Below are 12,862 nucleotides of genomic sequence, written 5' to 3' on the forward strand. Positions count from 1 at the left end.
TATTATGGATTTATGTTTTCTCCTATGCTTAGTGTCTTCTGCTACACGAGATAGCAATTGTCAAGGTGAGTCATCGTACTAAACTCGTAGCATCTACTGAGTTGCGTCAGCTCTAGGCAAAGATATTAAAAAAAAGAGATTAGGAGTTAGAGATTAGAAATTAGATGTTGGCTAGTGGCTCTAGTAGCTCGAGTGGCAGCAGTGAATCTAGCCAACAGCTAACGGCCAACGGCCAACAGCCAACAGCTTCTTGTGGTTGGATTAGAATATATTATGTACCTTTGCGGTGCATAGGTGTACGAGGAACAACCAATCTTGTTACCCCGTCTGAATAGGGAACTTGGTGCGAAGCCAAGACTGTACTCTCAGCTGTAACTCCTGAAGTGCGCCCCTGCATCATGATGTCACTGTAGCACGACCCCTACTAGCCTTCGCGTGAAGGTACCGTAGGTAGCTATGGGAAGACCCAGGGTATCGCCCGTTTTGTACGACTCGATGTGAGCTATACGAACTAGGGAGAAGTCAGAAGACCTGCCTGTGCCATAGGACTTTTGTTTTCAGAGCTAGGAAATAAAAAGAATGACAGCGGGACATATATGGCTTCACATAGTGCGTATGATAGAGTCCATAGCAGCAAGACTGACTATGAGGCTCCCTCTCGTTGTGTCTACACGCATCAGTCACACCCTACTGCCAGCCAGGATGTCTTGGCAGGCTCCGAGCTGTAGGATAGTGCTGCTGCCCATGACTTCTGCTCTGTATCTCGATCGTCCTACTCTGACGCACGACGATTCTATTCACTTTATACAGAAAAGAAGTTATGAAAACACGCGAAGAGTACATTGAGAGCCTTAGAGCTCTCCATCTCAATGTCTACTTCATGGGCAAGAAGATCGACAACCCCGTCGACCACCCCATGATCCGTCCATCGCTCAATTCGCTAGCGATGACCTATGAGCTGGCACAGCAGGAGGAGTACAAGGATCTGATGACCGCTACCTCCAATATTACGGGCAAGACGATCAATCGCTTCTGCCACATTCACCAGAGTGCTGAGGACCTCGTCAAGAAGGTCAAGATGCAGCGTCTCCTCGGCCAGAAAACCGCTAGCTGCTTTCAGCGCTGTGTCGGTATGGATGCTTTCAACGCTATCTGGTCTACCACCTATGAGATGGACGAGGCGTGTGGCACTAACTATCACCAGCGCTTCAGAGACTATGTACAGTACTGCCAGGACAACGACCTCGTCGTAGATGGTGCTATGACCGATCCTAAGGGCGACCGCAGCCTCTCACCCTCACAGCAGGAGGATCCCGACCTTTACGTACACATCAACGAGATACGCCCTGACGGTATCGTCGTCACGGGGGCTAAGGCTCACCAGACTGGATCGGTCAATTCGCACGAGCACCTGATCATGCCTACCTGCTCAATGCGTGAGGATGACGCAGACTACGCTGTTTCCTTTGCCATCCCCAGTGATGCGGAGGGCGTGACGATCATCTACGGTCGTCAGTCTTGCGACACGCGTAAGATGGAGGAGGGCGCAGACATTGACCTGGGTAACTCCACCTTCGGAGGTCATGAGACGCTCTTCATCATGGATCACGTCTTCGTACCTATGGAGCGTGTCTTCATGTGCCGCGAGTATCAGTTCTCCAATATGCTTGTCGAGCGCTTCGCTGGCTATCACCGTCAGTCCTATGGTGGCTGTAAGGTAGGTGTGGGCGACGTCCTGATCGGTGCTGCAGCTCTGGCTGCTGACTACAACGGCGTGCCTCGGGCTTCGCACATCAAGGACAAGCTGATCGAGATGGTTCACCTCAATGAGACGCTCTACGCTTGCGGTATCGCTTGCTCGGCTGAGGGCAAGAAGACGAAGTCGGGCAACTACCTGATCGATATGCTTCTGGCCAACGTATGTAAGCAGAATGTAACCCGCTATCCTTACGAAATCACCCGTCTCGCTGAGGACATAGCAGGCGGTCTGATGGTTACGATGCCTAGCCAAGCTGACCTGCAGCACGAGGAGGTTGGGCCACTCGTACGTAAGTACCTCGCTGGTGCTAAGGGTACGGACACGGTGAATCGTATGCGCATCTTACGTCTGATCGAGAACCTCACGCTCGGTACCGCAGCCGTAGGTTACCGCACGGAGAGTCTACATGGTGCTGGCTCGCCACAGGCTCAGCGCATCATGATCTCGCGTCAGTGTAATATGGAGGCAAAGAAGGAGCTGGCTCGTCAGATAGCTCATATCGACACCTCTCTAGATAAGCCTCAGGGCAAGTAGTCCCTATCTCTTATGACAGATCTATCCTCTAGGGTAGACGAGATCACGACCATCATCAGTAGCTGTGTGCGTCCCCAGCTCCAAGCACACGGGGGCGACATAGCACTGCTGAGGGTCGCTGGCGAACAAGTTTTCGTCAAGGTCTCGGGGAGTTGTCAAGCATGCCCCTCGCTCAGTAGTACGATCCAAGAGGTAGTGCAGGAGACGCTACGCAGCGAGCTAGGGCTCCCCACCCTAACGGTAACTGTGGACGACAGTGTCAGCGACGAACTCATCGCCGAGGCGCTGCGGATCATACGGAGGTAAGGGCTATTGGCTCTTAGCTGTTAGCTAGAGTCACTAAAGCCAACAGCTAATAGCCAACAGCCAATCTCTAACCTCTAAATTCTAATCTCTAATCTCTATCTATGTCTATCCCATTTAGCAGTATCTCTCCAGACGAAGCGGTCTCCCACATACAGGACGGTGACTTCGTCGTACTATCTCATGCGGCCGCTGTACCGCAAGCGTGCGTCGCTGCCTTGGCGCGAAACTATGAGCACTTTCACAACGTCCGCATCTTCCACATGGTCACCCTGGGCGAAAGCCCCTACACAGCACCCGAGATGGAGGGGCACTTCAGACTCGTGACCAACTTCGTCGGTGCCAACACGCGTCCCGCTGTCGATGAGCAGCGCGCTGACTTCGTCCCCTCCTACTTCTACGAGGTGCCCTCGATGATGCAGCCCGGGGGAGTCTTTCACCCCGACGTGGCTATCGTGCAGCTCTCTTATCCTAACGAGGAGGGCTACTGCAGCTTCGGCACCTCCTGTGACTATAGCAAGCCCGCCGCTGAGCAGGCGCGAGTCGTCATCGGAGAGCTCAATAAGCAGATGCCATTCGTAGGCGGAGACAACCTCATACATATCTCTCAGCTCACACATATCGTCGAGGCCGACTACCCACTCTACGCGCTTGACCTGCCACGCATCGGAGAGGTCGAGGAGGCTATCGGACGCAACTGCGCAGAGCTCATACAGGATGGAGACACGCTCCAGCTCGGTATCGGAGCAATCCCCGATGCTGTCTTGCTCTTCCTCAAGGATAAGAAGGATCTAGGCATCCACTCCGAGATGGTCTCTGACGGTGTGGTCAAGCTCATCAAGGCTAACACCATCACGGGCAAGCGCAAGACGCTCCACCCCAACAAGGTGGTTGCTACCTTCCTCATGGGTACGCAAGAGCTCTACGACTTTGCGCACAACAACCCAGCCATCGAGATGCGTCCCGTCAACTATGTCAACGATCCGCGCATCATCGCCCAAAACGATCACCTCGTGAGCATCAATAGCTGTATCGAGGTAGACCTCATGGGGCAGGTGGTCTCTGAGGCTATGGGCTTGCGACAGTTCAGCGGTCCAGGCGGACAGGTAGACTTCGTGCGTGGTGCCGCTTGGTCTAAGGGCGGGCGCAGCATCATCGCTATACCCTCCACGGCACGTCGAGGCACCGCCTCTCGCATCGTACCCCTACTCACGGAGGGTGCTGCCATCACTACCTCTCGCAACGACGTAGACTACATCGTCACCGAGTATGGTGTAGCGCACCTCAAGGGCAAGTCGCTCCGTGAGCGAGCCTTGGCACTGACAGCTATCGCTCATCCCAATTTCCGCCCCGAGCTAGAGGCGGAGTGCAAGAGAAGATTCAAACTATAATAATACATTCTTACTATGCAACTATTCAAGCTCAAGACGGTCATCGACCAGTTCGAGACCTTTGCAGACTTTGCCAAAGCCTTTGCACTCGGGGAGCGTGATCTAGTCATCACCAATGACTTCCTCTACGAGCCCTTTATGAAAGCCTCCCAGCTACCCTGCCACTTCGTCATGCAGGAGCACTACGGCACAGGAGAGCCCTCGGAGGAGATGATGAATCAGATCCTCCACGACCTCCAGGGCACGGACTTCGATCGTGTCATAGCCGTAGGCGGTGGCACGGTCATCGACATCTCCAAGCTCTTCGTGCTGCGTGGCTTGACAGACGTGATGGACGCTTTTGACAAGAAGATCCCGCTCGTCAAGGAGAAGCAGCTCATCATCATCCCCACGACCTGTGGTACTGGTAGCGAGGTGACCAATATCTCCATCGCTGAGATCAAGAGCCGCCAGACGAAGATGGGACTCGCCGACGATGCCATCGTAGCTGACAATGCGGTCATCATCCCTGAGCTACTCAAGGGGCTGCCCTTCAAGTTTTACGCTTGCAGCGCCATCGATGCGCTGATACATGCTGTGGAGTCCTTCCTCTCGCCCAAGTGCAATCCCTACACCGCTATCTTTAGCGAAGCAGCTTGGCAGATCATCATCCCGGTCTTCCAGAAGATACGAGACAAGGGCCCCGACTACCGCTTCGAGTGTATGGGCGAGATGATTATGGCGAGCAACTTCGCCGGCATCGCCTTCGGCAATGCGGGTGTTGGTGCCGTCCACGCGCTCTCTTATCCGCTCGGTGGCACCTATCACGTACCCCACGGTGAGTCAAACTATCAGTTCTTCACCGAGGTCTTTAAGGCTTACGAGCGCAAGGCTCCAGCTGGTCAGATGAAGCTCCTCAAGGAGAAGCTCGCCACGCTGATGGGTTGTACGCCCGCCACGCTCTTTGACGAGATCGACACACTGCTCTCAGCTTTGATCGCCAAGAATCCGCTTCACACCTACGGTATGAAGGAGGAGGAGATCGAAGGCTTTGCCGATGCAGTCCTCGCTACGCAGCAGCGCCTCCTAGCAAACAACTACACCCCCCTCACACGGGACGAGATTAGAGACATCTACAAGGCTCTCTACTAATAAAGCTATCATACAATTCAATCTATAAACAACCATATCTATGGATATTAAAGAAATGGTCTCTCTAGCACGAGAGGCACAGAAGGATTACCAAGCACGCTTCGACCAGGACGCTGTAGACCAGGTCGTCAAGGCTCTCTGTCGTGTCGTCTATGACAATGCTGAGATGCTCGCTCGTGAAGCGGTCGACGAGACCGAGATGGGCGTCTATGAGGACAAAGTAGCTAAGTGCCGCAACAAGTCAAAAGGCGTATGGAGCAACCTCCAGGGCAAGAAGAGTATGGGCGTACTAGACATCGACGAGAAGACCGGTCTCATCAAGATCGCTAAGCCCGTAGGTGTCGTCGCTGCTATCACCCCGACGACCAATCCGATCGTCACACCGATGGCAAACATCGCCTTCGCACTCAAGACACGCAACGCTATCATCGTATCGCCACACCCACGCTCTAAGAACTGCTCTGCACATACCATCCAGCTCATACTGGAGCGTCTTAAGGACTTCAACGTACCCGAGCACCTCATCCAGTGCGTCACCGAGCCCTCTATCCAAGCCACGCAAGACCTTATGGCAGCCGTCGACGTCGTAGTCGCTACGGGTGGTATGGGTATGGTACACTCTGCTTACTCTTCGGGCAAGCCCTCCTTTGGCGTAGGCGCTGGCAACGTGCAGGTCATCCTCGACGAGCATATCGACTACAACGAAGCTGCCGAGACCATCATCCGCGGACGTATCTTCGACAACGGCATCATCTGCTCTGGTGAGCAGTGCTTCATCTATCCTGAGCAGCACCGGGAGGAGATCTTCCAGGCCTTCAAGGATCACGGAGCTTACTTCGTACCAGCTGAGGAGCATGACAAGATGGTCAATACGCTCTTCGTCAACGGCACCATCAGCCGTGACGTGGTCGGCAAGAGCGTACAGCACATTGCTCAGCTCGCCGGCATCTCCGTACCCGAGGGTACTCGCATGCTCATCGTGCCCGCCAAGGGCGTCGGCACGGCCGATCCTATCTGCAAGGAGAAGATGTGCCCCGTGATGACCTGTCTGCCTTACAAGCACTTTGACGAGGCTATCGAGCTGGCTAATACCAACCTCAAGATGGAGGGTAGTGGCCACACGGCAGGCATCCACTCGAACAATCAGGGTAACATCATCAAGGCTGGCGACGAGATCACCATATCGCGTCTCATCGTCAACGCTCCCTGCTCGATCACGGCTGGCGGATCGATCCAAAACGGTCTCTCCGTGACCACAACCCTAGGCTGCGGTAGCTGGGGCAATAACTCTATCTCGGAGAACCTTACCTACAAGCACCTACTCAACATCTCTCGCATCGCTCGTATGTCGCCACACGTTCACGTGCCGACCGACGAGGAGATCTGGGCGATGAACTAAGTCCGCTAGCGCAGACGCTCTGCGTGCACTACGACTGAGAGTGCACCTAATGAGACTGTTGCAAAAGTCAACAGTCTCACAATCTTGCAAGCAAGATTGTCCTGACTTTGCAGAAAGGATGAAGCGCAAGGCGCTGAGGGTGAGGTCTGAAGGGAGCATACCTCCGTATGTGACCGAAGCCGAATCCCGAAAGCAACACAGCGATTCGCCTTTATGCAACAGTCTCCTAATGCAACGCTCCCGATGAGGCACGCTCCTCGTCGGGAGCGTTCTATTTATCCCTATATCTCAGTGTAACAGCTGTTTTCCAAAAAGCTTTCCACCCTTGGAAAATAAAATTTCCAAGGGTGGAAAAGATAATTTCCAACGCTGGAAATTTTGCTTTCCAAGCTTGGAAACTTTTCTTTCCACCGTTGGAAAACTTTCGCACCTCAACTCGGTCGAGTAGCGATGGCACTTTTTCGAGATGAGCCGTCGGTCGTCATGGTGCGTGTTGCGGTGCTGGGGGAGATTCGTTGTCTACAAACATTTAGTACCTTTGGCTGTATGGAAGAGTAATCTCATGAAGCAATACTACATCATTCGCAATGATCAGCCCGCTGGACCCTATACGCTGGAGGAGCTTGCCGCAATGGAGATCACACCCGACACGATTGTCTGGGCTGAGGATATAGTTGACTGGATACCCGCTTATCAGGTGGGGCTGTGTCAAAAGTCTCTCCCCCAGCAGAAAGTAAAAGACAGAGGATCTTGCATCTTTCGGTGTTTATTTTAGAGCTAAACACTTGCTTATCTAGTTAGTTTTTAGTAACTTAGCAGAATAAACGAGAGGTTCCTAACTAATGGAAAAACGACACTTCCGACCCTATATACAGAATCAGATAGTCCTTTTCCCAGAAAGAGTCGACAAGGACATTGCCGAGGATGATCCTGTGCGTTTCATCAGTGCTATTGTGGATGGTTTGGATTTAGAGCCATTCAAAAAACTTTACTACACGATGGGTCGCAGCCCCTATCACCCTAAGATGATGCTCAAGGTGATCATCTACGCCTATATGAACAATGTATACTCCTGCCGTGAGATGGAAAAGCGCCTCCTCAGAGATACGCATTTCATCTGGCTCGCTGGTGGTGAGAAGCCTGACTTCGTCACGATCAATCGCTTTCGCAATCGTGTCAAGCGAGAGATCAATGAGATCTTTACACAACTGGTACTCCTACTAGCAGAGAGAGGTCTGATCTCTTTAGATGTTGAGTATATCGATGGGACAAAGATCGAGTCTAAGGCAAACAAATACACCTTCGTTTGGCGAAAGAACGTAGAGCGCTATCGGTCAAACCTGATGGAGAAGTTGCGTGTCCTACTGCAACAAGTCGATGATGTCATCATCCAGGATCAGCAAGCCAAGCCAGAGGTCGTAGAGTTTACTCCGACTGAGCTGACCTCTATCGTGGAGGAGCTCAAGGAAGCTCTTGACAAGGAACCCGCTCCTGAAACCAAAGAGGCGAAAGCCGAACATAGAAAGCGCAAAAAGCAGATTAAAACCTTAGAGGAGCACCGAGACAAGCTAGCTGAGTACGACCAACGTCTCGACCAACTAGGCAAGCGCAACTCTATGTCTAAGACTGACCCCGATGCGACTTTTATGCGTATGAAAGAAGACGCCAAAGGTAAAGGTCTCGCTAAGCCTGGGTACAACCTACAGATTGCTACAGAAAACCAAATTATCACAGACTATGCTCTCTTTCCCAACCCCTCGGACACCTGTACTCTCATACCATTTGTAGAAAGCTTTCAAGAGCGTTACGATCATCTGCCGACCACGGTTGTAGCTGATGCAGGCTATGGTTCAGAGGAGAACTACCGCTTTATGGACGAGTCTGAAATGGATGCTTACGTCAAGTACAATTACTTTCATCAAGAGCAGCGTCCACGCTACAAAAACAACCCCTTTCTCCCAGAGCATTTATACTACAACGCTCAGGAAAACTATTACGTCTGCCCGATGGGACAGCATCTAGAGTTCCGTGAGACTACGACCACAAAGACCAGCACGGGCTATACTTCAGAGAGCTCTATCTACGAAGCAAAAAACTGTAGAGGTTGCCCATTACGAAGTCAATGCTACAAAGGAAAAGAAGATAGGCGCAAGATCAGCGTGAACCATCGCCTTAACAGCTACAAGCAAAAAGCTCGTACACTGCTCACCTCAGATAAAGGCATCAAGCATCGAAAGCGACGATCTGTGGAACCCGAGTCAGTCTTTGGACAGATGAAAAACAACATGCACTATCGGCGCTTCCGTCACTTCGGTCAAGACAAAGTTCTGATGGACTTTGCCTTTTTCGCCATAGCCTTCAATCTCAAAAAAGTGGCTGCCCAACTCAAGAAAACGCAAGAAAATGACCCTTTACCCTCTCAAGACGCCACTTCGAGAGGCAAAGAGGGCGTTGAGCGCTCCGAGACGATCACTTTTACACACTTCAAGCCCTACTTGTCGAAAAACGTCTTCAGCATCGCTGCTTAACAAAATTCCCAGCCTCCCCCCTCTCTCAAACGACAAATGGACTATTGACACAGCCCCTTTGCTTCCACGACCGCACAGACGCCTCCTCCTTATCAGGAGCCATCTGGTCGGGCGACTGAAGCTCCTCGCTACGACACTGCAGGCCTGGAGGGTCGACCATCGGTTCGTCCTCCTATGCCACCGACCTATCTCGTCTGGAGTATCCTTGTAACTATCTTTCTCTGTCGCATAGCAGGAATTGTTGCGATTGTCTACTCTGTACAGGTCTCCTCTTGCTACTATGCTGGCAACTATGAGGGTGCTGCCCATGCTAGCCGTCAAGCTCGCCTGTGGGTTAGAATCCCAGCTTTCACCTATCTAGGGCTATTCCTAGTAGGTCTCATTGGAGGACTAATTGGATGGATCACTAACGGATGAATCAATGGGGCGTGACGCATGGTGACGCAGTCACCTCTTTCAGCTATTTGCTAGCAACTCCGAAAGTGCTACCTTTGTGGTGTACAAACTAATCAATCTTCGATGAAGCAATACTATATCATTCGCAATGACCAGCAAGCTGGCCCCTACACCCTAGAGGAGCTGGCTGAGATGGGGATCACACCCGATACGATAGTCTGGACCGAGGGTATGACCGACTGGGCACCTGCTCGTCAGGTGAGCGAGCTCGCCTCACTCTTTACAACGACTGCTCAGACACCGCCCAGCTACAGTGCCCCTAGCTATGGAGCACCGCAGTATCATAGCGCGCCGCAGTACAATCGTCCTCCGCAGTATAGTACACCAGCCGAGCGTCCTCCTATGCCCCAGACCTACCTCGCATGGAGTATCGCCGTGACCATCCTCTGCTGCCTCGTCGGGGGTATCGTGGCGATTGTCTACTCTTCGCAAGTCTCCTCTCGATACATCGCAGGTGACTACGAGGGCGCTGAATATGCTAGTCGTCAGGCTCGTATATGGATCATCGTCTCGGCCTGTGTTGGCTTGCTCGTAGGCATAGTTTACGCTATCTGGATGCTCTTTTTTGCAACTTCGATGGCAGCCGTTTCTGGAGGAATGTCTGGCATCTAGAAGCCTTTATAATATATAGTTTGATCAGGTCGTGGAGTCTAAGTGCTCTACGATCTGATCTCTTTTTAATAAGAGGAGGCTGTTGACTTTTGCAACAGTCTCAAGAGGGGCTCAAGGGAAAATCTCTCGCAAGCGTGCCGATATATGGTGCCAAAAGATACGTTTCTCAACTAAGCGGCGGGCAATTTTGATTTAGTTGCGATCTATGGTACAGCTCTGCACTAATTGGCCCTTTATTCGATGACGGTTGCTTACTTTTGCACGCAGTAATGCAAAATGTAAGTATATGATGAACCTACGACAACTACTTTTTATCCCCTTGGCGAGTCTACTCTTCTTGCCACTACAGGGGGCTATCGACGAGATGCCTACTGTCGCAGACTCGACGATGACCTACGAACTGGACGAAGTGAGGGTCCTAACCCATCGTCCGCTACTGCGTCAGGTAGGACTCCTGATGAGTACGCCTGGAGCGATGAGTCTCGTGACTCCGACGATGCTTCGTGAGTACGACATCAAGCACCTGTCTGACTTGACGGCGGTAGTCCCTAATCTCTACATGCCTGACTACGGCTCGCGTCTCACCTCACCGATCTACATGCGTGGTATCGGCACGCGTAGTGGCGGGCAGTCCACCGCTTTCTTTATCGATGGCGTCCCCGTGCTCAACAGTTCGATCAATCGTTACCTCCTCGGCATCGAGTCTGTAGAGGTGATGAGCGGTGCACTGAGCAACATATACGGGCGCAACGCTATGGCGGGGACGATTCTCCTGACCTCTCGTTCGCCTATTGATGATCCCGCACTGGATGTACGTGCTAGAGCGGGTAATCATGGGATCGTCGAGGGAGCTGCGCGACTAGCACACGCCTTTAACTCTAAGGTGGGTATCGCCCTTGGGGGATATTACAATAGAAATAACGGCTTCTACACGAATGCTTTTGATGGCAGGCCTGCTGATGCTGAGGAGGCGTATGGTGCCAACATGCACTTCGAGTGGCGTCCTGATGCTTCGCAGAGGTTGCGCCTTGCGGGTGTATGGGATGGTGTACGGCAGGGTGCTTTCCCCTATGCGATGATCAACCCCAAGAGTGGCGAGACGATGCCTATCAACTACAATGCCCTAGGATCCTACGATCGCACCGTCGGGGAGGCGCGTCTAGCTTATGACAAGAGCTGGGACGAGGTGCGACTAGACTTCACCGCTAGCTACCAAGCGCTGCGAGACAACATGCTGATGGATCAGGACTACACGGCTCGAGATATCTTTACGATCAATCAAAAGCAACGTCAAGATGCCGTCACGGCCGACCTCATCCTGCGCAATAAGGAGCAGATGACCTACAACTGGACGCTGGGGCTCAATGGTATATACCAGATGAACCACCTAGAGGTCCCCGTAGCGATACGTCCCGAGGGACTGATGGCTATGATACAGCCTGGACTAAATAGGGCAAATAAGAATGACAAAGTACCTGTACAGATGATGGTCGACGCCTCTAAGGAGCGAGTCAACCACAACCTCTTTGACAAGAGTAGCTATGGAGTAGCCCTTTATCACGAGAGTAATCTGCACGAGCCGTTTGGCTGGACAGGCTTCGACCTTAACCTAGGTCTGCGTATCGACGCTGAGCGCCAGGCGATGGACTTCGACAGCGACTTTAGCCTAGGGCTAGAGGTAGCTCCAAAGGCTAAGCCTGAGGCTAAGAGGCACTTTGACGTGACCAGCCGCTTGGTGGGTGAGGGAGCCTATCAAGACTTCTTCCAGGTCCTACCTAAGCTCTCTCTGAGCTATCGCCCCACGGCTGGTAGCTACCTCTTTGTGGCAGCCTCTAAGAGCTACAAGACAGGTGGATACAATGAGCAGATGATGACCGAGGTGCTGATGCAGCAGGCGCAGCATGAGATGATGGCACTCGTCATGTCACAGGGTAAGCAGCAGCCACAGGTACAGACGGGCGATGCTAACCTAGCCGCCTTCAAGCCTGAGCATGCTTACAACTTAGAGCTGGGCGGACGTCTCCTGACGCTACAAGATCGCCTCTTTGTGTCGGCTACGCTCTTCGGCTCCTGGATACGAGACCTACAGGTGGCACGCTTCGTGACCACCGGTACGGGACGCACGACGGTCAATGCCGGCAAGGCACTCTCGCTCGGTGCTGAGGCGAGTGTCAAGGCACGTATCTGGCGTTCGCTCACGATCTCTGCGCAGTATGGCTATACGCACGCTACCTTCCAAGACTACCTCACGAGCCGTGCTAATCCTAAGGGTGGTGCGCCAATAGAGGTAAACTATGAGGGTAACTACATCCCCTACGTCCCAGCGCATACCTACGCCACGATGCTCCAGCTGAATGAGCCTATCCAGACTTCCTGGCTCAAGGGCGTACTCGCCTCGGTAGAGCTACGTGGCAATGGCCCTATCTACTGGGACTCAGAGAATCAGCATCGCCAAGACCCCTACATGACGCTCGGCGCACGTCTCGGCGTACGTCTCCCCTATGTCACCGTAGCCATCTGGGGGCGCAACCTGACGGACACGCGCTATGCGACTTTCTACTTCCAGTCGTTTGGCAATTCGTTCCTCCAGCAGGCGCAGCCACGCACCTTCGGTGCTGACCTCTCCTTCCACTTCTAGAGGTACTGATCAGTAGCAACAAAGCAAGCCTCCCGTTCTTCAGAGCGGGTGGCTTTTTTTAATCTTTCGACAGTTGAGGCCCTCTAAGACGGAGACACACACAGACATACG

At 52.7% G+C, this 12,862-nt stretch carries 12 protein-coding genes and 1 riboswitch; of the genes, 11 read left to right on the plus strand and 1 reads right to left on the minus strand.

Features of this window, described 5'->3' with window-relative positions; all coding sequences use genetic code 11:
* Nucleotides 1–275 precede the first annotated feature (275 nt).
* Nucleotides 276–553: riboswitch (cobalamin riboswitch) on the plus strand.
* Between the two features lie 43 nt (nt 554–596).
* From Q2J34_RS03310 to Q2J34_RS03345, 8 genes are all read left to right on the plus strand, one after another.
* Complete coding sequence (locus Q2J34_RS03310; RefSeq protein ID WP_298889322.1) at nt 597–728, plus strand: hypothetical protein; 132 nt, start codon at nt 597–599, stop codon at nt 726–728.
* Nucleotides 729–820: 92 nt separating this feature from the next.
* Entirely contained in the window at nt 821–2,293 is a 1,473-nt protein-coding gene (locus tag Q2J34_RS03315) for a 4-hydroxyphenylacetate 3-hydroxylase family protein (RefSeq protein WP_300969267.1), read from the plus strand.
* A gap of 12 nt (nt 2,294–2,305) precedes the next feature.
* Nucleotides 2,306–2,599: a NifU family protein gene (locus Q2J34_RS03320; RefSeq protein ID WP_300969268.1), complete on the plus strand. Its 294-nt coding sequence runs from the start codon at nt 2,306–2,308 to the stop codon at nt 2,597–2,599.
* A gap of 101 nt (nt 2,600–2,700) precedes the next feature.
* Nucleotides 2,701–3,987, plus strand: a complete 1,287-nt coding sequence (locus tag Q2J34_RS03325) for an acetyl-CoA hydrolase/transferase family protein (RefSeq protein ID WP_298889326.1) — start codon at nt 2,701–2,703, stop codon at nt 3,985–3,987.
* A gap of 15 nt (nt 3,988–4,002) precedes the next feature.
* On the plus strand, nt 4,003–5,118 hold the full coding sequence (locus tag Q2J34_RS03330; protein ID WP_300969269.1) for a 4-hydroxybutyrate dehydrogenase: 1,116 nt from the start codon (nt 4,003–4,005) through the stop codon (nt 5,116–5,118).
* Nucleotides 5,119–5,158: 40 nt separating this feature from the next.
* Entirely contained in the window at nt 5,159–6,517 is a 1,359-nt protein-coding gene (locus tag Q2J34_RS03335; protein ID WP_300969270.1) for an aldehyde dehydrogenase family protein, read from the plus strand.
* Nucleotides 6,518–7,079: 562 nt separating this feature from the next.
* A complete protein-coding gene (locus Q2J34_RS03340; RefSeq protein WP_300969271.1) occupies nt 7,080–7,292 on the plus strand; it encodes a DUF4339 domain-containing protein in 213 nt (70 codons plus the stop codon).
* Nucleotides 7,293–7,359: 67 nt separating this feature from the next.
* Nucleotides 7,360–9,045, plus strand: coding sequence for an IS1182 family transposase (locus Q2J34_RS03345; protein WP_300969006.1), 1,686 nt, complete (start codon nt 7,360–7,362; stop codon nt 9,043–9,045).
* Nucleotides 9,046–9,070: 25 nt separating this feature from the next.
* Here the strand turns inward: Q2J34_RS03345 and Q2J34_RS03350 are convergent, their stop codons facing one another.
* A complete protein-coding gene (locus Q2J34_RS03350; RefSeq protein ID WP_300969272.1) occupies nt 9,071–9,205 on the minus strand; it encodes a hypothetical protein in 135 nt (44 codons plus the stop codon).
* Between the two features lie 14 nt (nt 9,206–9,219).
* On the opposite strand from Q2J34_RS03350, the gene Q2J34_RS03355 reads away from it, so the two are divergent.
* The 3 genes from Q2J34_RS03355 (at nt 9,220) to Q2J34_RS03365 (ending at nt 12,751) form a co-directional block, all read left to right on the plus strand.
* Nucleotides 9,220–9,462 carry a CD225/dispanin family protein gene (locus tag Q2J34_RS03355; protein WP_300969273.1) on the plus strand — a complete coding sequence of 81 codons (243 nt, stop codon included), beginning with the start codon at nt 9,220–9,222 and terminating at the stop codon, nt 9,460–9,462.
* 102 nt (nt 9,463–9,564) lie between these two features.
* A complete protein-coding gene (locus Q2J34_RS03360; protein WP_300969274.1) occupies nt 9,565–10,113 on the plus strand; it encodes a CD225/dispanin family protein in 549 nt (182 codons plus the stop codon).
* A 286-nt stretch (nt 10,114–10,399) separates the two neighbouring features.
* Nucleotides 10,400–12,751: a TonB-dependent receptor gene (locus tag Q2J34_RS03365; RefSeq protein WP_300969275.1), complete on the plus strand. Its 2,352-nt coding sequence runs from the start codon at nt 10,400–10,402 to the stop codon at nt 12,749–12,751.
* Nucleotides 12,752–12,862: the final 111 nt, after the last annotated feature.

The sequence above is a fragment of the Porphyromonas vaginalis genome (assembly GCF_958301595.1).
GTDB classification, from domain to species: domain Bacteria; phylum Bacteroidota; class Bacteroidia; order Bacteroidales; family Porphyromonadaceae; genus Porphyromonas; species Porphyromonas vaginalis.

Coding starts and splice junctions, on each gene's coding strand:
- Q2J34_RS03310 (WP_298889322.1), top strand. CDS start 597: ATGGCTTCACATAGTGCGTATGATAGAGTCCATAGCAGCAAGACTGAC.
- Q2J34_RS03315 (WP_300969267.1), top strand. CDS start 821: ATGAAAACACGCGAAGAGTACATTGAGAGCCTTAGAGCTCTCCATCTC.
- Q2J34_RS03320 (WP_300969268.1), top strand. CDS start 2,306: ATGACAGATCTATCCTCTAGGGTAGACGAGATCACGACCATCATCAGT.
- Q2J34_RS03325 (WP_298889326.1), top strand. CDS start 2,701: ATGTCTATCCCATTTAGCAGTATCTCTCCAGACGAAGCGGTCTCCCAC.
- Q2J34_RS03330 (WP_300969269.1), top strand. CDS start 4,003: ATGCAACTATTCAAGCTCAAGACGGTCATCGACCAGTTCGAGACCTTT.
- Q2J34_RS03335 (WP_300969270.1), top strand. CDS start 5,159: ATGGATATTAAAGAAATGGTCTCTCTAGCACGAGAGGCACAGAAGGAT.
- Q2J34_RS03340 (WP_300969271.1), top strand. CDS start 7,080: ATGAAGCAATACTACATCATTCGCAATGATCAGCCCGCTGGACCCTAT.
- Q2J34_RS03345 (WP_300969006.1), top strand. CDS start 7,360: ATGGAAAAACGACACTTCCGACCCTATATACAGAATCAGATAGTCCTT.
- Q2J34_RS03350 (WP_300969272.1), bottom strand. CDS start 9,205: ATGGTCGACCCTCCAGGCCTGCAGTGTCGTAGCGAGGAGCTTCAGTCG.
- Q2J34_RS03355 (WP_300969273.1), top strand. CDS start 9,220: ATGCCACCGACCTATCTCGTCTGGAGTATCCTTGTAACTATCTTTCTC.
- Q2J34_RS03360 (WP_300969274.1), top strand. CDS start 9,565: ATGAAGCAATACTATATCATTCGCAATGACCAGCAAGCTGGCCCCTAC.
- Q2J34_RS03365 (WP_300969275.1), top strand. CDS start 10,400: ATGATGAACCTACGACAACTACTTTTTATCCCCTTGGCGAGTCTACTC.